This is a genomic window from Cognatundibacterium oligocarboniphilum (genome assembly GCF_013377855.1).
Classification (GTDB): domain Bacteria; phylum Pseudomonadota; class Gammaproteobacteria; order Burkholderiales; family Burkholderiaceae_D; genus Undibacterium; species Undibacterium oligocarboniphilum.
Map to the genome: position 1 here is coordinate 91775 of NZ_JABXYJ010000006.1, position 22153 is coordinate 113927.

General features: G+C 53.3%; 20 protein-coding genes. 15 read left to right on the forward strand and 5 right to left on the reverse strand.

The genetic code is table 11. The features are described 5' to 3' along the window. Nucleotides 1-133: 133 nt before the first annotated feature. Nucleotides 134-2146 (forward strand): NHL repeat-containing protein, encoded by a 2013-nt coding sequence (locus HV832_RS11690; protein WP_176804029.1) that lies wholly within the window; start codon nt 134-136, stop codon nt 2144-2146. A gap of 10 nt (nt 2147-2156) precedes the next feature. Here the strand turns inward: HV832_RS11690 and can are convergent, their stop codons facing one another. From can to grpE, 5 genes are all read right to left on the reverse strand, one after another. Continuing rightward, on the reverse strand, nt 2157-2825 hold the full coding sequence (can, locus tag HV832_RS11695; protein ID WP_176804295.1) for a carbonate dehydratase: 669 nt from the start codon (nt 2823-2825) through the stop codon (nt 2157-2159). A 127-nt stretch (nt 2826-2952) separates the two neighbouring features. Continuing rightward, the gene (locus HV832_RS11700; RefSeq protein WP_176804030.1) at nt 2953-3561 is read right to left on the reverse strand and encodes a chalcone isomerase family protein; all 609 of its coding nucleotides are present in this window, start codon (nt 3559-3561) and stop codon (nt 2953-2955) included. 228 nt (nt 3562-3789) lie between these two features. Continuing rightward, complete coding sequence (dnaJ, locus tag HV832_RS11705; protein WP_176804031.1) at nt 3790-4908, reverse strand: molecular chaperone DnaJ; 1119 nt, start codon at nt 4906-4908, stop codon at nt 3790-3792. A 120-nt stretch (nt 4909-5028) separates the two neighbouring features. Next, the gene (dnaK, locus tag HV832_RS11710) at nt 5029-6963 is read right to left on the reverse strand and encodes a molecular chaperone DnaK (protein WP_176804032.1); all 1935 of its coding nucleotides are present in this window, start codon (nt 6961-6963) and stop codon (nt 5029-5031) included. Nucleotides 6964-7128: 165 nt separating this feature from the next. Continuing rightward, nucleotides 7129-7719 (reverse strand): nucleotide exchange factor GrpE, encoded by a 591-nt coding sequence (grpE, locus tag HV832_RS11715; protein WP_176804033.1) that lies wholly within the window; start codon nt 7717-7719, stop codon nt 7129-7131. A 493-nt stretch (nt 7720-8212) separates the two neighbouring features. On the opposite strand from grpE, the gene rfbB reads away from it, so the two are divergent. The 14 genes from rfbB to HV832_RS11785 all read left to right on the forward strand — a co-directional run bounded on the left by rfbB (nt 8213) and on the right by HV832_RS11785 (nt 22122). Further along, a complete protein-coding gene (gene rfbB, locus HV832_RS11720; RefSeq protein ID WP_176804034.1) occupies nt 8213-9280 on the forward strand; it encodes a dTDP-glucose 4,6-dehydratase in 1068 nt (355 codons plus the stop codon). After that, a complete protein-coding gene (gene rfbA, locus HV832_RS11725) occupies nt 9277-10173 on the forward strand; it encodes a glucose-1-phosphate thymidylyltransferase RfbA (RefSeq protein ID WP_176804035.1) in 897 nt (298 codons plus the stop codon). Before rfbB ends, rfbA begins: the two co-directional genes overlap by 4 nt. Before the next feature lie 2 nt (nt 10174-10175). Next, complete coding sequence (gene rfbC / locus HV832_RS11730) at nt 10176-10721, forward strand: dTDP-4-dehydrorhamnose 3,5-epimerase (protein WP_176804036.1); 546 nt, start codon at nt 10176-10178, stop codon at nt 10719-10721. After that, nucleotides 10718-11623, forward strand: coding sequence for a dTDP-4-dehydrorhamnose reductase (rfbD, locus tag HV832_RS11735; protein WP_176804037.1), 906 nt, complete (start codon nt 10718-10720; stop codon nt 11621-11623). Before rfbC ends, rfbD begins: the two co-directional genes overlap by 4 nt. A 207-nt stretch (nt 11624-11830) precedes the next feature. After that, nucleotides 11831-12616: a glycosyltransferase family protein gene (locus HV832_RS11740; protein ID WP_176804038.1), complete on the forward strand. Its 786-nt coding sequence runs from the start codon at nt 11831-11833 to the stop codon at nt 12614-12616. 19 nt (nt 12617-12635) lie between these two features. After that, a complete protein-coding gene (locus tag HV832_RS11745; RefSeq protein WP_176804039.1) occupies nt 12636-13595 on the forward strand; it encodes a UDP-glucose 4-epimerase family protein in 960 nt (319 codons plus the stop codon). Further along, nucleotides 13592-14152 (forward strand): sugar transferase, encoded by a 561-nt coding sequence (locus tag HV832_RS11750; protein ID WP_176804296.1) that lies wholly within the window; start codon nt 13592-13594, stop codon nt 14150-14152. Before HV832_RS11745 ends, HV832_RS11750 begins: the two co-directional genes overlap by 4 nt. Nucleotides 14153-14167: 15 nt before the next feature. Further along, complete coding sequence (locus HV832_RS11755; RefSeq protein WP_176804297.1) at nt 14168-16096, forward strand: polysaccharide biosynthesis protein; 1929 nt, start codon at nt 14168-14170, stop codon at nt 16094-16096. Nucleotides 16097-16123: 27 nt separating this feature from the next. Next, the gene (locus tag HV832_RS11760; RefSeq protein ID WP_176804040.1) at nt 16124-17500 is read left to right on the forward strand and encodes a phosphomannomutase/phosphoglucomutase; all 1377 of its coding nucleotides are present in this window, start codon (nt 16124-16126) and stop codon (nt 17498-17500) included. A 22-nt stretch (nt 17501-17522) separates the two neighbouring features. Then, on the forward strand, nt 17523-18527 hold the full coding sequence (gene waaC, locus HV832_RS11765; protein WP_176804041.1) for a lipopolysaccharide heptosyltransferase I: 1005 nt from the start codon (nt 17523-17525) through the stop codon (nt 18525-18527). 88 nt (nt 18528-18615) lie between these two features. Continuing rightward, the gene (locus tag HV832_RS11770) at nt 18616-19602 is read left to right on the forward strand and encodes a glycosyltransferase family 2 protein (protein WP_176804042.1); all 987 of its coding nucleotides are present in this window, start codon (nt 18616-18618) and stop codon (nt 19600-19602) included. A 108-nt stretch (nt 19603-19710) separates the two neighbouring features. Continuing rightward, on the forward strand, nt 19711-20616 hold the full coding sequence (locus HV832_RS11775) for a DMT family transporter (protein WP_176804043.1): 906 nt from the start codon (nt 19711-19713) through the stop codon (nt 20614-20616). A gap of 3 nt (nt 20617-20619) precedes the next feature. Next, nucleotides 20620-21912, forward strand: coding sequence for a lipid IV(A) 3-deoxy-D-manno-octulosonic acid transferase (gene waaA / locus HV832_RS11780; protein ID WP_176804044.1), 1293 nt, complete (start codon nt 20620-20622; stop codon nt 21910-21912). 60 nt (nt 21913-21972) lie between these two features. Continuing rightward, entirely contained in the window at nt 21973-22122 is a 150-nt protein-coding gene (locus tag HV832_RS11785; protein ID WP_176804045.1) for a hypothetical protein, read from the forward strand. Nucleotides 22123-22153 lie beyond the last annotated feature (31 nt).

Below are 22153 nucleotides of genomic sequence, written 5' to 3' on the forward strand. Positions count from 1 at the left end.
GATAGTGAATACTCTCAAAACCCTGTTTTCCAACATCACCGCCATCTTGTTACTCCTCTTTAGCTTGATAGTTGGTATCACTTTTTATCTCTTCCAACATGCTCATAATGATCAACAACCGGATGTGGCTGATATGTCATTTGGCTGGCAGCCACATTTACGCAGATTCGCAGGTGACGGCAACACCGGCAAGCGCGATGGAACAGCCTTGCAGGCACGTTTCGACGATCCGTTTGGCATCGTGCAGGACGCACGGGGGAATTTTTACCTGACCGATGCCGGGCAGAATAATCTGATACGCAAAATCACCCCGGACGGGCAGGTCAGCACATTTGCCGGCAGCACGGAAGGCTTCGCCGACGGTGAACGGCAGCAGGCGGCATTCCATACACCGTCCGGTATCGCCATTGATGCGAATGGCAATCTGTATGTGGCAGATACCGGCAACCATGCCATCCGTAAAATTTCCACGCAAGGGCATGTCAGCACGCTGGCTGGCAACGGACAACCGGGCGACCGCGATGGCACGGCGCAGCAGGCGCAATTCCGGAGCCCGGTGGCGCTGGCGGTAGATAGCCGGGGAAATGTGTACGTTGCCGACACGTATAACGACAAGATACGCCGGATCAGCCGCGACGGCATCGTCACGACCGTGGCAGGCGGCCAGCATCATGGCTACCGCGATGGCCGGGGGACAGATGCTTTATTCGATACGCCCGGCGGTATCGCCATCAACGCACAGGGAGAGTTACTGATCGCAGATACCCGTAATCACGCCATCCGTCAAATTTCGGCTAACGGCGATGTCTGCACTCTGTATCAATCCGCGAAAGAAGACCATCAATCGCTACTGCGGCGCCCGGTCGGGATTGCAGTCACGCCGGGAGGCCTGATTTATGTCGGCGATACCGGACATGGGGCAATTTTGCAGCTTCAGCCGGATGGGGAACTGCGGGATATCACAGGTTCTGACGCAGATTTAACCACTGTAACGGAGCAGACGTTGCGCATTGGTGTGCCTGCCGGGCTCTGCATCAGCGCTGCCGGTGAGCTGATTGTGGCAGATTCCCAGATCAGCGTGATCTACCGACTCAGTACCGCAACGGCAGAAAATCCACAGGAAGATCGGTTACCGTCACCGGTTACCGATATCAAAACGGTTTTCCCAGAAAAAAACTTACCATGGCCGCTGAAGCCATTTCAGGCAGCCCATGAAATCGTGGGAACGATGGGTGAAGTCCGTGGCAAGACCGGTGCAGATGCGCGTGACCATTTTCATAGCGGCATCGACATTCAGGGTAATCTGGGCAGCGGTATCTACGCAGTGCATGACGAGAAAATCCGGGAGTTGGTCAGTGCCTGGGGCTATAACACGTTGAATGAGGGAATGAAGATCGATCAGTTTTCCTACATTCATATGAAAGTCGGCCGCGACAGCCAGAACCAGTTACTGGACAGCCAGCGTTTCCAGATTTTATCGGATGAGCAGGGAAAGCCCGATGCAGTCAGAATCCCGCGTGGCACCCGCTTCCGGACCGGTGATCCGTTGGGCAGCATCAACCGCATGTATCACGTCCATCTGAATTACAGCCTGAACGGACGTCAGTTAAATCCGCTGGCACTGCCATTTCCCGGGATCAAGGACAATATGCCGCCTGTTATTGAGCAGATTCAGGTATCCGGCGCGCACGGTGAAGTCTACAAAAAACAGGCAGGACGCATCCTGTTACCCTCCGCCACTAATCCGCTCAAACTGATGGTGGAAGCCTATGACCAGAGTGACAGTAATCTGGCACGGCGGCGATTGGGAATATACCGGCTGGGTTATCAGCTGTTGCAAGTCAATGGACAGCCTTTACCGGGGTATGCGGAACCGGTTATCAATATTGAATTCAATCAACTGCCGCCGGATAGTGAATCGGTCAAAGTGGCCTACGCAGAAGGTAGCGGCATCACCGTGCACGGCAACGCCACGACCCGGTTTCTGTATAAGCTAAATAATATCGTGAAAGACGGCTATGCCAAGGAGGCACAGCTGGTCTTACCTGCACTTCCTGCCGGGAACTACATCATTCGCATCATGGCGGAAGACTTTTACGGCAATCGCGCCAGCCATCAGCGCGATCTGGCCATCCGGATTCCGTAGTCCTGGCCGTTTATTCCTGATATCGGGCCAGGCTGGCCGCCAGCTGGTCTGCCAGCATTTCCTGAGAACTGATAGTCATGCCCAGTGCATTCAGTAATCCGTCCTGCAGACCATAGACCCAGCCATGCACCGTGACAGATTGTCCGCGTTCCCAGGCATCCTGGATAATCGTGGTCTGGCACAGATTGACGACCTGCTCGATCACATTGAGTTCGCACAAACGATCCGTGCGCTGCTTCATGTTCAACGTTTCGCCAAGATAGCGTTCATGCTTCTGATGCACATCCTGCACATGGCGCAGCCAGTTGTCCGCGAGGCCAACACGGCGTCCCGTCATCGCTGCATGCACGCCGGAGCAGCCGTAATGGCCGCAGATGATGATGTGCTTGACCCCCAGCACATCGACCGCAAACTGCAATACCGAAAGACAGTTCAGATCGGAATGCACGACCACATTGGCAATATTCCGGTGCACGAATAACTCGCCTGGCAGCATCCCCAGCAGTTCATTGGCGGGAACGCGGCTGTCAGAACAGCCTATCCATAAATATTCGGGGGTTTGCTGTGCAGCCAGTTTTTTGAAAAAATCAGCGTCTTTACTACGAATGGACTGTGCCCATTGACGATTATTTTCAAACAACTGTTCTGGTGTTAAGTCAGTGCGGTTCTGATTAGTCATCATCGGTTCCTAGTATGAAAACAGGCGTGATTCTAACCTTTTTGCCGTGAGTCTGCATAAACGGAAAACGCAGCGCCTGAAGGCTGCTGCGTTTGTCGGTTGCATCGTTCAGTGTTAAGAAAATAAATCAGTGATAGCTGTTTCTGCTCTCTGTTTCTGCCAACATGGCTTTTTTCAGACCACGATCTACCGGGTTTTCACCCAGCCAGATGCGCAGCAGCGCGTTGTAAAAAGCGATATCCGGATAAGGTTCGCCCATTTTTTTCCCATTCAGTGAAACGATGGTGCCGACACCAGGAATCCAGTCATTGGTCATGACATCGCCCTTTTTAAGTTCAGGGACCGACGCGAATAATTCGCCGAACCGCAGAAACTGGGAAGTCAGTTTTGCTTTTTCCGCCTTATCCGTATTCTGCTGGATGCCTTGCATAAAACCGCGGCCAAAATCTTCATTACTGAGGTCGCGCAACATCACGAGCGTGACGCGGCGTGGTCCGGCAGATGCCAGCACATCCGGCACAGTCGTTTTTTTCTCTTTCAGATACAGTCCGGCCGCATACACCTTGAAAATCGCCTTGTAGCGAATGCCTGCCCCATTCAGATGCAGATCGGTATTGGCTACCTGCACGGATTCCTCGAATTTCACACCTGCCACATCGGTGGTGGCAGCCTGCGCGCTCATACCTATCAACAATCCCAAACCTACCAACCAGCATTTATATCGATTCCAACGCATATTGTCTCCTGTGAATATTTTTCATCAGCGTGATGTTCGCCGTCTGATGGCCATGATCGTGATGTAATTGTTTGCATGGCGCTTTAGCTTAACCGATTCCGGCTGAAAAATCCGTCTGTTTTTTCGAGCACGCCACCTAATCCGGTCCCATCGCCGCTTTCCGGTAAATCCTCTAAAAGAAAAGCCCCGCACATGGCAGGGCTTTGCTTACTCATGATGAACCAACGTTCATTCAAAGAACTTCTTGACCTTATCCATCCAGCTCTTACTCTGTGGACTGTGTTTAGAACCGCCTTCTACCGTCAGCTTTTCAAAATCACGCAGCAACTCTTTTTGCTTTTCGGTCAGCTTCACTGGCGTCTCGATGACAACATGGCAGAACAGATCACCAGCATAACCGGAACGCACCCCTTTGACACCTTTACTGCGCAGACGGAATGTCTTACCGGATTGGGTTCCTTCCGGCACGGTGAACGATGCCTTGCCACTCAGCGTCGGCACTTCGATCTCACCACCCAGAGCTGCCTTCACAAAAGAAATCGGAATCTCGCAATGCAAATCATCGCCTTCGCGCTGGAATACCGGATGCTGCTTGATATGGATTTCAACATACAGATCACCCGGCGGTCCGCCATTCACACCCGGCTCACCGTTACCGGATGAGCGGATCCGCATGCCATCATCAATCCCGGCAGGAATCTTGACTTCGAGAGTCTTATTCCGTTTGATCCGACCAACACCGGAACACGTGGTGCAAGGTTCAGGAATCATTTTTCCGGTACCGTGACATTTCGGACAAGCCTGCTGAATGCTGAATAATCCCTGCTGCATGCGCACCTGGCCATGACCACCGCACGTGGTGCAGGTTACCGGAGAGGTGCCGGGTTTGGCACCGGAACCATGACAGGTATCGCACTCATCCCAGCTCGGCACACGAATCGTGGTGTCAAATCCGTTCGCCGCCTGTTCCAGTGTAATTTCAAGGTTATAACGCAGATCAGCGCCACGATAAACCTGTGGACCGGCATTGCGACGGCCGCCGCCAAAAATATCTCCGAAAATATCGCCAAAGGCATCTGCGAAACCACCTGCCCCCGGGCCACCGCCGCCACCCATATTCGGATCGACGCCGGCATGACCATAGCGGTCGTAAGCATCACGCTTCTGGCTATCGGATAACATCTCGTACGCTTCTTTGGCTTCCTTAAACTTGTCTTCCGCGACTTTGTTATCCGGATTACGGTCCGGATGATATTTCATCGCCAGTTTGCGATAAGCCTTTTTGATTTCGTCTTCAGAGGCGTTTTTACCGACCCCGAGAATTTCATAAAAATCACGCTTCGCCATCTTTAGTAACCTTTGTATTCATTGTCCGCTCTGGGGCAGACTAAGCGCAAACGCCGGGCGACATCGCAAAGCGCGAGCGACCCGGCGCATCATGACGGATCACCCCGTCAGGCTGAAGATTTATTTACCGTCTTTCACTTCTTTAAAGTCGGCATCGACCACATCATCGTCATGCGGTTTGGCTTCAGCACCGGCAGCACCACCTGCTGCGCCTGCAGCAGCCTGCTGCGCCTGCATATCCGCATACACTTTTTCACCCAGTTTCTGGGATGCCGTCGACAAAGCACCCAGCTTGGTGTCGATCTCAGCTTTGTCACCGGACTTCAGCACGTCTTCCAGTTCTTTGATTGCAGCTTCGATCTTTTCTTTTTCACCAGCGTCCAGCTTGTCCCCGTGTTCAGCCAATGCCTTTTTGGTGGAATGCACCAGCGCATCGCCCTGATTACGGGATTCAGCCAGTTCTTTCACGCGCTTGTCTTCTTCCGCGTTCAGCTCGGCATCTTTCACCATTTTCTGAATTTCATCTTCAGTCAGACCGGAGTTAGCTTTGATCGTGATCTTGTTTTCCTTGCCGGTTGCCTTATCTTTCGCGCCGACATGCAAAATACCATTCGCATCAATATCAAAGGTGACTTCAATCTGTGGTGTCCCGCGTGGTGCTGGCGGAATGCCTTCGAGGTTGAATTCACCCAGTCCTTTGTTACCGGCAGCGATTTCACGCTCCCCCTGGAACACCTTGATCGTGACTGCGGGCTGATTATCATCGGCAGTCGAAAATACCTGGCTGAACTTAGTCGGGATGGTCGTGTTCTTCTGGATCATCTTGGTCATGACACCGCCCAGTGTTTCGATACCGAGGGACAACGGTGTCACGTCCAGCAGCAGCACGTCTTTACGGTCGCCCGACAATACGGAACCCTGGATCGCTGCACCAACAGCCACGGCCTCGTCAGGATTAACGTCTTTACGCGGCTCCTTGCCAAAGAATTCCTTGACCAGCTCCTGCACCTTAGGCATACGGGTCATACCGCCAACCAGAATCACGTCATCGATATCAGATGTCTTGACACCGGCATCCTTGATCGCCAGACGGCATGGCTCCATGGTCTTCTGGATTAACTCTTCCACCAGTGCTTCCAGCTTAGCTCGGGTGATCTTCAGGTTCAGATGCACTGGTGCGCCATTGGCCATCGCGATGTAAGGCTCATTGATTTCCGTCTGCTGAGAGCTGGACAATTCAATCTTCGCACGCTCAGCAGAAGCTTTAATACGCTGCAAAGCGATAGGATCTTTGGACAAATCCAGGCCATTGATTTTCTTGAATTCATCGATGATGTAGTCGATCACACGCTGATCGAAGTCTTCGCCGCCCAAGAAAGTATCGCCATTGGTAGACAACACTTCAAACTGCATTTCACCATCAACGTCTGCAATCTCAATAATAGAAACGTCAAAGGTACCACCGCCCAGATCGTAGACGGCAATCTTGCGATCGCCTTTTTCTTTTTTATCCAGACCGAAAGCCAGCGCCGCAGCGGTTGGTTCGTTGATGATGCGCTTGACGTCCAGACCAGCGATACGGCCGGCATCTTTGGTTGCCTGACGTTGTGCATCGTTAAAATAAGCCGGTACGGTAATGACGGCTTCTGTCACTTCTTCACCGAGGTAATCTTCGGCAGTTTTTTTCATTTTACGCAGAACTTCAGCGGAAATCTGTGGCGGCGCCAGTTTTTTGTCGCGCACGGAAACCCAGGCGTCGCCATTATCGGCTTTGGAAATGGTGTAAGGCATCAGACCGATGTCTTTCTGGACTTCTTTTTCTTCGAATTTACGGCCGATCAGACGCTTGACTGCAAACAGTGTATTTTTTGGATTGGTGACAGCCTGGCGCTTCGCCGATGCGCCGACCAAAATTTCGCCGTCTTCCTGATAAGCGATGATAGAAGGCGTGGTACGCGCGCCCTCTGCATTTTCAATCACTTTTGGTTGGCCGCCCTCCATAACTGCAACGCAAGAATTGGTTGTACCCAAATCAATACCGATCATTTTTCCCATGATATTCCCTCAATATATAGATTTTTTTGTGATGTTGGTGAGCTGCTGAGACTGATGGTACTGCAATCAGGCCGCTCAGCTCGTCTGTTTCGGATATAAGGTAAAAAACACGGTTTTCAAGGAATTCTTACGTGTTTTTTACGTTTTTTATGTTTTTTGACGTTTTTACTTGCCTTGTGCCACTGTCACTAGCGCGGGACGCAACAAGCGGTCAGCGATGGTATAACCTTTTTGCAATACGGATACTACGGTATTAGACTCCTGCTCAGCGGGCACCATCGAGATTGCCTGGTGTTTCATCGGATCGAGCTTGTCACCCTGCGCCGGATTCACTTCCTGCAGGCGGTTTTTTTCAAAAGCGGCAGTTAATTGCTTTAATGTAATTTCTACACCTTCTTTTAATGACTCAACAGATGGCGTTTCGACTTTCAGTGCCATTTCGAGACTATCCTTGACGGGCACCATGGCTTCGGCAAAACCTTCGATAGCAAATTTATGCGCCTTGGCAATATCGTCCTGAGCGCGGCGGCGGATATTTTCACCATCGGCTTTGGCACGCATAAAAGCATCGTGCAGCTCCGCAACTTTCGCTTCCAGCTCAGCAATGCGCTTGGCGCTGTCTTCAATCACCTCATGCGCTGCATCAACGGCGACTATTGTTTCTGTTGCTCCGGCAGCATCTTTTCCAGCGGCAGCCTGTGTCGCTGCATTATCCGGCGCAGCCTGTTCTGTCTGTTGATTTTCTTGCTCTTGCATCTGTTTCTCCGGTCAATAACATATTGAAGCGGCAATTGGGGATGATCCGCATTTTTTCAAGTCCGCGATTTTGAGATAGAGAGATTTTGATTGCAACTTATTTTTCATACATTCAGTAACAAAAAATAAACATTTTTTTACGGACAAGGCCGCAGCGCAGCCCTATGCTGGAATCAGCACTTTTGGCGCACTTTACAGACTCAGGTCAATACATCGTCCCTCTGGTAAACACGCTGCGTATTTTTCGCTTTCCGACTGATCAGGGGCAGATAATGAAAACAGCCATTATCTCTTTACTATTATTCATCTATACGATTGCAGCCGTGGTCTGGATCTGCATTTCATCCTCGGCACCTGCGCAGATCAGTTTTTTCTGAGCCTCCCGCTGCCTATTGACTGCTGGAAAGTCTGACAAAATCCGTGGTATTCCCTGTTATCTCAAGTAAAATCGCAGCTTTACCATTTCAACAAGCGGTTCTGACAGGGGTTATTTATGATTTTTGTTACAGGCGGCGCCGGATTCATCGGCGCCAATTTCGTCTTAAACTGGCTCGCACAATCCGATGAAGCTGTACTGAACTATGACAAACTCACCTATGCCGGCAATCTGAATAATCTGCTCAGCCTGCGCGACGACCCGCGCCATCTGTTTGTCCAGGGCGATATCTGTGATACCGCCACCTTGCAGTCCCTGTTTGCACAGCACCGTCCACGTGCCATTGTGCATTTTGCCGCCGAAAGCCATGTCGACCGATCGATTCACGGTCCCGCTGCCTTCGTAACGACCAATGTCAATGGCACCTTCAGTCTGCTGGAGGCCGCTCGCGCTTACTGGAATACCCTGGAAGGGGAAGCCAGAACCGGATTCCGTTTCCTGCATGTGTCCACCGATGAAGTCTACGGCACACTGGGGCCGGACGATGCGCCATTCAGCGAGACGACACCGTATGCGCCGAACAGCCCTTATTCCGCTTCCAAGGCGGCATCCGATCATCTGGTGCGCGCGTATCACCATACCTATGGTCTGCCGGTGCTGACAACCAATTGTTCAAATAATTATGGTCCGTATCATTTCCCGGAGAAACTGATTCCGCTGATCATCACCAATGCCCGTGCCGGCAAGGATCTGCCGGTCTACGGCGACGGTCAGCAGGTGCGCGACTGGTTGTTTGTGACAGATCATTGCGCGGCGATCCGCCGGGTGCTGGAAGCTGGCCGCTGCGGTGAAACCTATAACGTCGGTGGCTGGAATGAACAGACCAACCTGAGTGTGGTACATGCGATCTGTGATCTGCTCGACGAACTCTCCCCGAAGGCGAGCGGCAGTTACCGGGACCAGATCCGTCATATCACGGATCGTCCTGGTCATGACCGTCGTTATGCGATTAATGCCCGCAAGATTGAGCGGGAGCTGGGCTGGAAGCCTGCAGAAACGTTTGCCACTGGATTGCGCCAGACCGTGCAATGGTATCTGGCCAATGATTCATGGGTCAGCCAGGTACATTCGGGGGATTACATGAAATGGGTTGATCTGCAATATAGCAACAAGGATGCATCATGACTTTTCATTCATCCCAACGCAAAGGCATTATTCTGGCGGGCGGTTCCGGCACCCGTCTGTATCCGGTAACACAGGCGATTTCCAAGCAATTGCTGCCGGTGTACGACAAACCGATGATTTACTACCCGCTGACTTCGCTGATGCTGGCCGGAATACGTGACATTCTGATCATTTCCACGCCTCAGGATACGCCCCGCTTTGCGGAATTGCTGGGCGACGGCTCCCAATGGGGGATCAACCTGCAATATGCCGTCCAGCCATCTCCGGATGGACTGGCTCAGGCATTTATCATCGGCAGAGAATTCATCGGCAATGCGCCCTCAGCGCTGATTTTGGGCGACAACATTTATTACGGCCATGATTTTGAGCCACAGTTGCGCCATGCCGATGCCCTGGATCAGGGTGCCACAGTATTTGCTTATCATGTGCATGATCCGGAGCGTTACGGAGTAGTCGCGTTTGATGGCAACCGGCAGGCGATCAGTATCGAAGAAAAGCCGGTGCAGCCGAAGTCCAACTATGCGGTGACCGGTCTGTATTTTTACGACCAGCAAGTCTGTGACATCGCGGCACAGATTCAGCCATCAGCCCGGGGCGAGCTGGAAATTACCGATGTGAATAACGTGTATCTGAAACAAGGTCAGCTGAATGTGGAGTTGATGGGACGCGGTATGGCCTGGCTCGATACCGGCACGCATGAGTCTCTGCTGGAAGCCGGACAGTTTGTGGCGACGATTGAAAAACGCCAGGGACTGAAGATTGCCTGTCCGGAGGAAATTGCGTTCCGCCGGCAGTACATCAGTGCGGAGCAGCTTGAGAAGCTGGCTCAGCCGCTGAAGAAAAATGAATATGGGCGTTATTTGTTGCAACTTTTACAGAAAAAATCGTTTTAAGTATGAAAGTCATTCCTACCAGTCTGCCTGAAGTCCTGATCATCGAACCCAAAGTATTCGGTGATGAACGTGGTTTTTTCTTTGAAAGTTTCAATGCACGGAAATTTGCCGAGCTGACCGGCATTGATCTGCCATTCGTACAGGACAATCACTCGATGTCGGCCAAAAATATTTTACGCGGCCTGCATTATCAGATTCAGCAGGCCCAGGGCAAATTGGTGCGGGTCGTGGCTGGCGAGGTATTCGATGTTGCGGTGGACCTGCGCAAGAGTTCCCCGCGTTTTGGTCAGTGGACCGGTGTCGTCTTGTCTGCAGAAAACCAGCGCCAGCTGTGGATACCTCCCGGTTTTGCCCACGGTTTTGTGGTTACCAGCGACAAGGCAGAGTTTCTGTACAAAACCACTGATTACTGGGCACCGGAATACGAACGCAGCCTGCAGTGGAATGATCCGGCAATCGGCATTCAATGGCCGATTCAGAATGCCCCAACCTTATCCGCCAAAGACCAGCAGGGAAAATTGCTGGCTGATGCCGAGGTATTTACATGAAAATTCTGATTACCGGTGTCAGCGGACAGGTCGGCCATGCCTTGCAGCAGCAACTGGGGCACTCGTATCAGCTGACCACCCCGGGCAGGACCGATCTCGACCTGAGCCGTCCCGATCAGATCCGCGATTATGTGTTCGCCACACGTCCTGACCTGATCATCAATCCCGCTGCCTATACAGCGGTCGACAAGGCTGAAAGCGAACCTGAAATTGCTCATGCGGTCAATGCCCTGGCACCGGCAGCATTGGCAGCGACAGCCAGAGAACTCGGCATTGGCCTGATCCACTACTCCACCGACTATGTATTCGACGGCAGCCTGCGCAATGCAGAAGGCGGATTGCAGGCATATCAGGAAAACCATGCGACCAACCCTCTGAATGTGTACGGCAGAACCAAGCTGGCCGGTGAGCAGGCTATCATTACCAGCGGCTGCCAATACCTGATTTTCCGCACCAGCTGGGTTTATTCCCGTTTTGGTAAAAACTTCCTGCTGACTATGTTGAGACTGGCCAATGAAAGGGATGAACTGCGCGTCGTCAACGACCAGTGGGGCGCACCGACCTCTTCCCAAACCATCAGCGATGCAACGACAGCTATCGTCGATCAGCTGGCACTGGCAAGTAACCCGCAGGTATGGTGGCAACAGCACCAGGGCATCTATCACCTGACCACCACCGGCCATACCAGTTGGCATGGTTTTACCGGTGAAATCCTGCACCAGGCTGCACTGCACGGTTTGCTCAGCAAAACAGCTCCTGTCTTGCACGGTATACCGGCAACAGAATATCCGACACCGGCAATCCGGCCCGTGAACTCCTGCCTGGATACAACGAACATCCGTCAGCGATTTGGGATTACATTGCCAAATTGGCAACATGCACTCGCGACCTGCCTGAGCTGAGACCAACAGCGCACTGCTCTGAGGCGGCGCGCTGTCGATCTCGGGAGTTCACCGGAGGTTGAATGACGATAACGCACACAATGCAGCTCTCCGCGCTTACAATGCGATAACCTGATCCGGTGCCTCACAGCAAGTCAGCTACATCCATGCCGCAACGAATGCCCGGAAAGAATAATTTCATCATAAAACCACACAGGATTTTGTCTCATGATTCATGTCGCTATCATCAGCCACGGCCATGAAGATCTGCTGATCTCCAGTCAATTGGGCGGGCTGCTGGATGCGCAGGACGATCTGCACTTATGGATCAAGGATAATCAACCCTCCGCCAAGCTGAAAGCTTATTGCCTGCAGCACGGCATTTCCTATACCAATGCCTCGCCGGGACTCGGTTTTGGCGCCAATAACAATTTCCTGTTCCGGCAAATTCAGAACAGTGTCGGCTTAAAGGCGAAAGATGTGTTTGTCGTCATGAATCCGGATATCGCGATTGAACCTGCCGTGCTGCGGCAACTGGTTCACGACATGCAACGGGATGCCTTTCCGCTGGCAACACTGAATCTGTACAAAGACCATGAGTTCACCACACCGGATGCCAACGTGCGGCTGTTTCCGGACTGGCTGTCGCCGCTCCGGATGGCGATTGTCAAATCACTGACCCAGCCATACGACAAAAACCGGTTACCGGCAACCACCCATATCGACTGGGCCTCCGGCGCATTTCTGGCGTTCGATGCTGCACATTACGAACAGCTGCAGGGTTTTGACGACCGTTATTTCATGTATTTTGAAGATGTCGATATCTGCTATCGCTCCTATCTGAAACTGGGAAAAGGAGTGCGCTATTACCCGCATCTGAAAGCCGTACATTTTGCAGCACATAAAAACCGCAGCGTCCTGTCGCCGCATGCCAATTGGTTTATCCGCAGCTTCCTGAAATTCCTGTCGCGTAAGTATTTTGTTTATTCGCGTCCGGTGCCGGGCTCCTATTGATCAGCCCATGAATCCGTCTATGGAAAAACATCTTCTGATCACCGGCGCCAGTGGTTTCGTGGGTCAGGCAGTTGCCCATTATTTGGCCCAGCAGGGAAAAGCCATCGTCTGTCCTTCCCGCCAGCCGTTGACATGGACACATCCGTTGCTGAGCAATCCGCACATTGACGGTATGACAGAAAATACCGACTGGTCATGCTGGCTGCATCAGGCCGATGCCGTGATTCACTGCGCGGCCAGAGTGCACGTGATGCACGAAACAGCGGCTGATCCATTGTCACTGTTTCGCGCCGTGAATGTGTCAGCCACCCTGGCACTGGCGCGCCAGGCAGTCCGGGCAGGCGTCAGGCAATTTATTTTCATCAGTTCAGTCAAAGTGAACGGTGAACTGACGACGGCAGGACATCCGTTCAACGAAACGGATCCGCCGCAGGCAGATGATCCTTACGGCATTTCAAAACAGGAAGCCGAACAGGCATTACTGCAGCTCGGACAGGATACCGGCATGAGCATCACCATTATCCGGCCGCCGCTGGTTTATGGACCGGGTGTCAAAGCCAATTTCCTGAACATGCTGCGCTGGGTCCGAAAAGGGATTCCGCTGCCATTTGGCCGCATCAATAACCGCCGCAGCTTTGTGTATATCGACAATCTGGTCGACCTGACTGCCTTATGTCTTCAGCACCCCGCAGCCCGGCAACAGATTTTCCTGGTATCTGATGGCAGGGATTTATCAACCACAGAATTACTGCAAACCTGTGCACATGCCATGCACAGACCGGCGCACCTGCTGCCGGTTCCTGTCTCCTGGCTGATGGCTGGCGCGAAATTTACTGGGAAAACTGCGATGGCGGAGCGCCTGTGCCTGTCATTGCAAGTTGATATCGGCAAAGCGAATCGCCTGCTTAACTGGACACCCCCCTATTCAGTCGAACAGGGTCTGGCCGCTACCGTCGCTTCTTTTCCTGAATTATGCTGAAACGCCTGATTGATTTGTTACTTGCCCTGATCGCCACCACCGTCCTGTTGCTGCCGATCCTGATCACAGCACTGCTGGTCAAACTGACTTCGCGCGGCCCCGCCGTATACTGGTCCGACCGTGTCGGTAAAAATAATATGATTTTTCGTATGCCAAAGTTCCGCAGTATGCGTATTGACACCCCTGCTGTGGCGACACATTTGCTGGATAAACCAGAACAATACCTGACGCCAATCGGCTCTTTTTTGCGCAAATCCAGTCTGGATGAATTGCCACAACTCTGGAGCATCCTGAAAGGCGATATGAGTTTTGTCGGGCCGCGCCCGGCGCTGTTTAATCAGCATGATCTGATTGCACTACGAACGGAAAAACAGATCCATACCATTCCACCCGGACTGACCGGCTGGGCCCAGGTGAATGGCCGCGATGAATTACCCATCCCGCTCAAAGTCGATATGGACGCCTATTACCTTGCGCATCAGTCACTGCTGATGGATTTCCGCATACTCTGGATGACCTTTTTTAAAGTAGTGCGCCGCGACGGTATTACTCACTGAGGCAAACATATCGTGATCCAATCCCTGATACATATCCCTCGTCTGCAAAAACAGATTCTGGCCGCCAGTCTGGATGCGCTCTGCCTGCCGCTGATTTTTATTCTGGCCATCTGGTTGCGCTACGATGGTTTCACGATGGAATTATTCCGTCATTATTTCTGGCTGATCTTTGCCATCCCGCTGATTTCGATTCCGGTATTCACACGCATCGGTCTGTACCGCGCAGTCGTGCGGTTCATCGACCAGAAAATCATCAGTGTGATTATGTTCGGTGCCAGCATTGCCGTTTTGCTGCTGGCATTTATCAGCGTGATGCTGCATATCATGCCGATCTCCCGGGCCATCTTCGGATTTTTCTGGACGGGCTCTATTCTTTATCTGAGCGCCAGCCGCTTTCTGGCACGCAGCTGGTTGTTGCGGGCAGATATGACCGGCAATGCGGTTCATCAGGTCTGCATCTATGGCGCAGGAAAAGCCGGTGCGCAGCTGGCGTCAGCATTGCGTGCCGGTGGTGAACATCACTGCGTCGCCTTTCTGGACGACAATAAAAACCGTCACGGATCGACCATTGCCGGCGTCAAGGTCTATGATCCCGCCGAGATTGATGCACTGGTACCACGGTTAGGGATCAACCAGATTCTGCTCGCCCTGCCGTCTGCCAGCAAGACCCGGCAGAAGCAGATACTGAATCAGCTGGAACATCTGAAGCTCAAAATCAAAGTGACTCCTTCCATTCAAAGTCTGGTGAATGGCGAACTGCGCGTTCAGGACGTACGCGATGTAGAAATTGAAGACTTGCTGGGACGTGATCCGGTCACGCCGGATGCCAGACTTCTGAGCATCTGCATCACCGGAAAAAACGTTATGGTGACCGGTGCCGGCGGTTCGATCGGTTCAGAATTATGTCGCCAGATTCTGCGCCAGAAACCGGCAAAACTGATCCTGCTGGAAATGTCGGAATACGCGCTGTACGCCATGGAACAGGAACTGCAAAGTCTGCGCGCCCAACTGAAACTCGATATCGAGATTCTGCCGTTTCTCGGCTCCGTGCTGGATGAAACCCGGCTCGATAAAATTTTCAGCACCTGCGCTGTTGAAACGCTGTATCACGCTGCAGCGTATAAGCATGTACCGCTGGTGGAGCACAATCCGATCGAAGGCATCCGCAACAATGTCTTTGGCACATTGTCAGTCGCACAGGCAGCCGTGCGCAACCAGGTTGCCAATTTCGTTCTGATCTCCACCGACAAAGCCGTGCGCCCGACCAATGTGATGGGTACCACCAAACGAATGGCAGAACTGATCCTGCAGGCGTTTTCGCGCACACAGCGCACTACCCGATTCTGTATGGTGCGCTTCGGAAATGTCCTCGGCTCATCGGGCTCTGTAGTCCCGCTGTTTCGCAAACAGATCATGGCAGGCGGCCCGATCACGCTGACCCATCCTGAAATCACGCGCTATTTCATGACGATCCCGGAAGCGGCGCAACTGGTGCTGCAAGCCGGTGCGATGGGTGAAGGCGGCGATGTCTTTGTGCTCGACATGGGAGAACCCGTCCGCATTATCGATCTGGCGCGGCGCATGGTGCACTTAAGCGGACTGGAAGTGAAGTGCGAACAGACCCCGGATGGCACCATCGAAATTCAGCATGTCGGCCTGCGTCCCGGTGAAAAACTGTATGAGGAATTACTGATTGGCAACAACGTGGAAGGCACCACCCATCCGCTGATCATGCGGGCGCAGGAAAATGAAATTTCCTGGGAGCAATTACAGGTCAATCTGCAGGAGTTGGAACAAGCTTGCCGGATTTTTGATTATCCGCAAATTCGCGCCTTATTACAAAAAACAGTGGCAGAATACCAACCTCAATGCGGCATTGAGGATTTACTGTGGCAAGCCAGTGCTGCCTCCTCTCCCCTGCCTGCTGCTCCGTTACTGCACTAATTTCATCGACACTCTCATAAGGTCATCATGTCTTTACTCTCACCCAGCATTTTCAAAGCTTATGATATCCGCGGCATTATCGGCAAAACCCTGGACGCCGATGTCGCTTACCAGATCGGACAAGCCTTCGGCAGCGCCGCGGCAGCAAAGGGAGAAACAGCCGTCGTGATTGGCCGCGATGGTCGCCTGTCAGGCCCGGAATTGTGTGCCGCGCTGGCCAAAGGCTTGCAGTCAACCGGCGTAGACGTGATTGATCTCGGTGTTGTCGTGACGCCGATGGTGTATTTCGGCACCCATGTGCTCGGCGCCAGCTCCGGCATCATGGTCACCGGCAGCCACAATCCGCCTGACTACAACGGTTTCAAAATGGTGCTGGCCGGTGCAGCGATTTATGGCGACGCCATTCAGGCGCTTTACCAGACCATCTTGAAAAAAGAGTTCGCCACCGGGCAAGGCAACTACCGTACCCATGACATTAAAACTGCTTATCTGGAGCGCATTACCGGCGACGTCAGACTGGCTCGCCCGTTGAAAATTGCCGTCGATTGCGGCAATGGCGTGGCGGGCGCTTATGCAGCAGATCTATATCGCGGTATGGGCTGCGAAGTGATTGAATTATTCTGTGAAGTCGATGGCACTTTCCCGAATCACCACCCCGACCCGGCACATCCGGAAAATCTGCAGGACCTGATTCAATGCCTGCGCACGACCGACGCTGAAATCGGCCTCGCATTTGACGGCGACGGCGATAGGTTAGGCGTGGTCACCAAAGACGGGCAGATCATTTACCCCGATCGCCAGCTGATGCTGTTTGCCGAGGATGTGCTGACCCGGAATCCAGGCGCGCAGATTCTGTACGATGTGAAATGTACCCGCCATATCGCGCCGTGGGTCAAAGCCCGCGGCGGAGTGCCGCTGATGTGGAAAACCGGTCATTCACTGGTCAAAGCCAAACTCAAGGAAACCGGTTCTCCACTGGGTGGAGAAATGAGCGGTCATATCTTCTTCAAAGATCGCTGGTACGGTTTTGACGACGGCCTGTATGCCGGCGCCCGTCTGCTGGAAATCCTCAGCCGGGTAAGCAACATGACGGCGACACTCAACAACCTGCCACAATCTGCTTCCACGCCGGAACTCCAGCTGAAGCTGGGCGAAGGAGAAAATTTCAACATCATCGCCGCCATGCAGGCCGCAGCACAATTCCCCGGCGCCGATGAAGTCATTACCATTGACGGACTGCGTGTGGAATATCCTGACGGTTTCGGACTGGCGCGTTCATCCAATACCACACCGGTGATTGTGATGCGTTTTGAAGCAGAGACGCCGGCTGCACTGTCCAGAATTCAGGCAGCGCTGAAACAGGCGGTGCTGGCAGTCAAACCGGATGCAGAATTGCCTTACTGATGGCCGCATCCGGGTATCTGCTGTGAATATCCTGCTGATCCGCGTTTCCTCTCTGGGGGATGTGCTGCACAACATGCCGGTTGTGAATGATCTGCTGCATCATTACCCGGACGCCACCATTGACTGGGTGACGGAAGAAGCTTATGTGAATCTGGTGCGCTTGCATCCGGGTGTACGCCGCATCATCCCGTTTGCCTTGCGACGCTGGCGAAAAAGCCTGACCAGTGCCGGGACACGCCGTGAAATCGCGGATTTCTGCCGTGCATTGCGTCAGGAAACCTACGATCTGATCCTCGATACCCAGGGCTTGCTCAAAACAGGTATTCTCATGGGGCTGGCCAAATCCAGTCCGGGCGGTAAAAAGGCAGGGCTCGCCAACGGTACCGAAGGCTCGGGTTATGAAGGCATTTCCCGCATATTTCACGACCAGAGCGTTCCCGTCGACAATCGTACCCATGCCGTGCTGCGCGGCAGACTGGTGGCAGCCGCCGCTGCCGGATATACCGTCGACACACCAGCAAATTTCGGATTGCAAGCACCGGCAACATTGCCGGAAGACAGCCTATGGAAACCGGCAGGCCCTTACGCCGTCTTTTTTCATAGTACTGCGGGGGCCGCAAAAAAATGGCCGCGCGCATGCTGGGTAGAAATTGCAACCTGTCTGCAGGAATATCGCTTACCGATCCTGTTACCATGGGGCAATCCTGAAGAAAAAGCTGAAGCAGATGCGATGGCGGCTGTGATGCCGAATGCCACAGTACTGCCCGCATTGTCCATGCGCGCCGCAACGCTGCTTGCACAATCGGCCCGGCTGGCGATTGGCGTCGACACCGGCCTGACCCATATTGCAGCCGCTTATGAAACACCGACTATCGAAATCTACTGTGCATCCCCCCGATGGAAAACCGAAGGAAACTGGTCCCCGCAAATCGTCAACCTCGGCGATAATGGCAGCCCGGCAACGCCTGCTGAAGTCAGGCAGGCTATACAATTCTTATTGCCGGCCAGAACTGTGCCTGCTGCATAATAAGCGTTATTCATGAACACCTGCCCCGATATCCTGCATTCGTACCGGCGACCCGTCATATTTCAGACATCAAGAGAAAAATTTTAAGATGCCACCAGCTCCGCCCTCCGCGCCGAAAGTCAGCGTTATCATCGTCAATTGGAACGGTGGTGACCTGCTGCGTCGCTGCCTGGCAGATCTGTGCGCGCAAACGCTGGTACCGGACGAGATCATCGTGGTCGACAATGCCAGCGCAGATGGCTCAGGTCATGCGGTGGAGCGTCTGTTCCCGCAGGTGAAGGTGATTCATGCCGGCAGCAACCTGGGATTTGCCGCAGGCAATAATCTAGCCGTACAATACTGCGCCCCTGACAGTGACTGGATCGCCTTACTGAATCCGGACGCCTTTCCCGAACCGCGCTGGCTGGAGGCATTGATGAAAGCCGCCCGTCAACATCCCGAATTCGCGATTTTTGGCAGCCGGCTGATGGATGCGAATACCGGAAAATTACTCGATGGCATCGGCGATGCATATCATCTCAGCGGTCTGGTCTGGCGCGAGGCGCATGGTCAGGCGATGCAGGACTGCTACCTGAAAAGCAAAGAAATTTTTTCCACCTGCGCAGCGGCTGGCCTTTACCGGCGCGATGTGTTCGATCATATCGGCGGTTTCGATGAAGACTATTTCTGCTACGTCGAAGATATTGATCTGGGATTTCGCTACCAGTTGCTGGGATACCGCTGCCTGTATGTGCCCGATTCGGTTGCGCACCATGTCGGTTCGGCCATTACCGGAAAACGCAGCGATTTCTCTATCTATCACGGGCACCGGAATCTGGTCTGGACATTTGTGAAAAATATGCCGGGCGCTTTGTTCTGGCTGCTGTTGCCGCTGCATCTGGCGCTGAATCTGGCCAGCGTGCTGTACTTCATCAAGGAAGGACAGGGTAAAGTGATTCTGCGTGCCAAACGCGACGCAATTCTCGGTCTGCCGGATACCTGGCGCAAACGCCGCTGCATCCAGTCTCAGCGTGCTGCCAGTGTCGGGCAGATCTGGCGCCTGCTGAACAAGAATCTGAGCCGGCATCAGACGTGAGCTGCCGCAGTTAGGGTATAGTCCTGCTTCTGTGTGGTTAAGCGTGCCCTTGATCCCGTTTTTTCCATCTTTTCTTATCATTTCCGCTACTAATTTCCTGTTTATCACATGCCCACACGCCAAAGTCTCGATGGAAATGCCATCGGTCTGATGATCCTGCTTTGCTTCTGCTGGGGCTTACAGCAGGTCGCCGTCAAACTCGCTGCGCCGGTCATCGGCTCAACGCTGCAACTTGGCCTGCGTTCCGCGATTGCAGCACTGCTGGTGCTGCTGCTGATCCGAATCCGCAATATCCCGTTCTCATTGCGTGATCAGCATGTAGTGCCGGGCTTAGTTGCCGGATTATTGTTTGCCGGGGAATTTCTGGCAATTTCCTATGGACTGAATTTCACATCGGCCTCCCACATCTCGGTCTTTCTGTACACAGCGCCAATTTTCACGGTACTGGGACTGCATTTCCTGATCCCGGCAGAACGCTTGCAGGCAAGCCAGTGGGGCGGCATTCTTGCCTCGTTTGCCGGTGTTGCTATCGCCTTTTCGGGGGCATTCAGTAATGCCGGTCCGGAGCCTGATACCCGGCACATGCTGATCGGCGACAGTCTCGGTATTCTGGCGGCAATGTTATGGGCAGCCACCACGGTCACAATACGCAAATCCAGTCTGTCAGAAGCGGAACCAACCACAACACTGTTTTATCAGCTGGCAGGTGCCGCCGTCATCCTGCTGGCAGTAGTTGCACTGCAGGGTGAGTCGCTGCCGGCAGCCTGGAATGCGATTGCCTGGAGCAGCATGATCTTTCAGAGCGTGGTGGTGGCTTTTGCCAGCTATCTCGCATGGTTCTGGCTGATGCGTCGTTATCTGGCATCCAGGCTGGCGGTTTTTTCATTCCTGACACCGCTGTTTGGCGTAGCTGCCGGTGTCATCCTGATGCAGGATCCGGTCAGCCTGCGCTTTGCCGTTGGCGCACTGCTGGTACTCGGTGGTATCGTTTTGGTGAATTTCAAACACAATTAATCCATGCGTGCACTTTATTCCCTGATCTGGGGTCTTTCTCTGCCCTTCGCATTATTCCGGCTCTGGTGGCGCGGTCGCCGGGAGCCTGGCTACCGCCAGCATATCGTCGAACGCCTGGGCTTTTATCCTGTCGGTAACAGCCTGCCCACAATCTGGGTGCATGCTGTCTCTGCCGGTGAAACCCGCGCGGCCGAACCGCTGATCCGCGCGCTGCTGACAACCCGCCCGCAACACCGGTTGCTGCTGACCCACATGACCGCTACAGGTCGTGAAACCGGCGGCAAACTGTTTGCCGATGTCGGTGCCCGCCTGATGCAAGCATACCTGCCCTATGATATCAACTGGATGATGCGTCGTTTCATCCGGCATTTCGATCCGGAATTGTGCGTATTGATTGAAACCGAAGTCTGGCCGAACCTGATCGCGCAATGTGAAGCGCATCAGGTGCCGGTGACACTGGTCAATGCCCGCCTATCAGAAAAATCCTTACGTAAAGCGTTGCGACTGTCGTCGCTGATTCTGCCGGCTGCCCATGCAATCCGCGCCGTGGCAGCGCAATCGAATCCGGATGCGCAGCGTCTGCAACAGCTGGGCATTTCCCATGCCGTCGTCACCGGCAACATGAAATTCGATGTCACACCGCCGCCGCTGATGGAAGAAAAAGGCATTGTGCTGCGCCAGCGTTTCGGTAATCGCCAGGTCATCCTGTGCGCCAGCACCCGCGATGGTGAAGAAGAGCTGATTCTGGATGCATTTCAGGAACAATTACCGCTGCTGGCAGAAAAACCCTTACTGATCATCACGCCGCGTCATCCGCAGCGCTTTGACCAGGTCTCGGCCTTGCTCGGCAGTCGCAATCTCCGGTATGTACGCCGTTCCGCCATGGAACAGGATACAACGATGCAACTGGGCAATGAAGTGCAGATTCTGCTCGGAGACAGTATGGGGGAAATGTACATGTACTATGCCGCATCCGATGTGGCTTTTGTCGGTGGAAGTCTGGTACCGCTTGGCGGACACAATCTGATCGAAGCCTGTGCCATGGGTAAGCCGGTACTGACAGGTTTGCATACTTTCAATTTTTCTGAAATTACCGATCAGGCAATCGCGGCTGAAGCTGCGTTGCGGGTAGATGGCGCAAGGAGTATGCTGCATGAGGCGCTCGCCTTGCTGACTGATGCGCCGCTAAGACAGCACATGGGGCAACAGGCGCACGGATTTTTCCTACAACACCAGGGAGCAACCGCCAGAACCATGCAGATACTGGATGGCTTTTTAAAACAGAATCCCCGCTGACAGCACAATCTGTGTATCGATTGCTTCATCCGGCAGAAATGCCGGTTTGCCGTTTTTCATATGAAGTCAAGTCACATCGCAACAAAACGGAACGCTTTGCAGGGTATTGGCAACGAAATTGCCCTGCTTGACGACTATCAAGGCAAAACCGGTATTGCCTACTATACTGAAGCCGCCGGTGTACCCAGACTGACCGTGTTGATACGCTGATGACATCGCGGTTCCGGCATCACGGCTCCAC

Bases quoted from the DNA above. Each gene is read 5' to 3' on its own strand.
- HV832_RS11690 (WP_176804029.1), top strand. From the start codon at position 134: ATGTCATTTGGCTGGCAGCCACATTTACGCAGATTCGCAGGTGACGGC.
- can (WP_176804295.1), bottom strand. From the start codon at position 2,825: ATGACTAATCAGAACCGCACTGACTTAACACCAGAACAGTTGTTTGAA.
- HV832_RS11700 (WP_176804030.1), bottom strand. From the start codon at position 3,561: ATGCGTTGGAATCGATATAAATGCTGGTTGGTAGGTTTGGGATTGTTG.
- dnaJ (WP_176804031.1), bottom strand. From the start codon at position 4,908: ATGGCGAAGCGTGATTTTTATGAAATTCTCGGGGTCGGTAAAAACGCC.
- dnaK (WP_176804032.1), bottom strand. From the start codon at position 6,963: ATGGGAAAAATGATCGGTATTGATTTGGGTACAACCAATTCTTGCGTT.
- grpE (WP_176804033.1), bottom strand. From the start codon at position 7,719: ATGCAAGAGCAAGAAAATCAACAGACAGAACAGGCTGCGCCGGATAAT.
- rfbB (WP_176804034.1), top strand. From the start codon at position 8,213: ATGATTTTTGTTACAGGCGGCGCCGGATTCATCGGCGCCAATTTCGTC.
- rfbA (WP_176804035.1), top strand. From the start codon at position 9,277: ATGACTTTTCATTCATCCCAACGCAAAGGCATTATTCTGGCGGGCGGT.
- rfbC (WP_176804036.1), top strand. From the start codon at position 10,176: ATGAAAGTCATTCCTACCAGTCTGCCTGAAGTCCTGATCATCGAACCC.
- rfbD (WP_176804037.1), top strand. From the start codon at position 10,718: ATGAAAATTCTGATTACCGGTGTCAGCGGACAGGTCGGCCATGCCTTG.
- HV832_RS11740 (WP_176804038.1), top strand. From the start codon at position 11,831: ATGATTCATGTCGCTATCATCAGCCACGGCCATGAAGATCTGCTGATC.
- HV832_RS11745 (WP_176804039.1), top strand. From the start codon at position 12,636: ATGGAAAAACATCTTCTGATCACCGGCGCCAGTGGTTTCGTGGGTCAG.
- HV832_RS11760 (WP_176804040.1), top strand. From the start codon at position 16,124: ATGTCTTTACTCTCACCCAGCATTTTCAAAGCTTATGATATCCGCGGC.
- HV832_RS11770 (WP_176804042.1), top strand. From the start codon at position 18,616: ATGCCACCAGCTCCGCCCTCCGCGCCGAAAGTCAGCGTTATCATCGTC.
- HV832_RS11775 (WP_176804043.1), top strand. From the start codon at position 19,711: ATGCCCACACGCCAAAGTCTCGATGGAAATGCCATCGGTCTGATGATC.
- waaA (WP_176804044.1), top strand. From the start codon at position 20,620: ATGCGTGCACTTTATTCCCTGATCTGGGGTCTTTCTCTGCCCTTCGCA.
- HV832_RS11785 (WP_176804045.1), top strand. From the start codon at position 21,973: ATGAAGTCAAGTCACATCGCAACAAAACGGAACGCTTTGCAGGGTATT.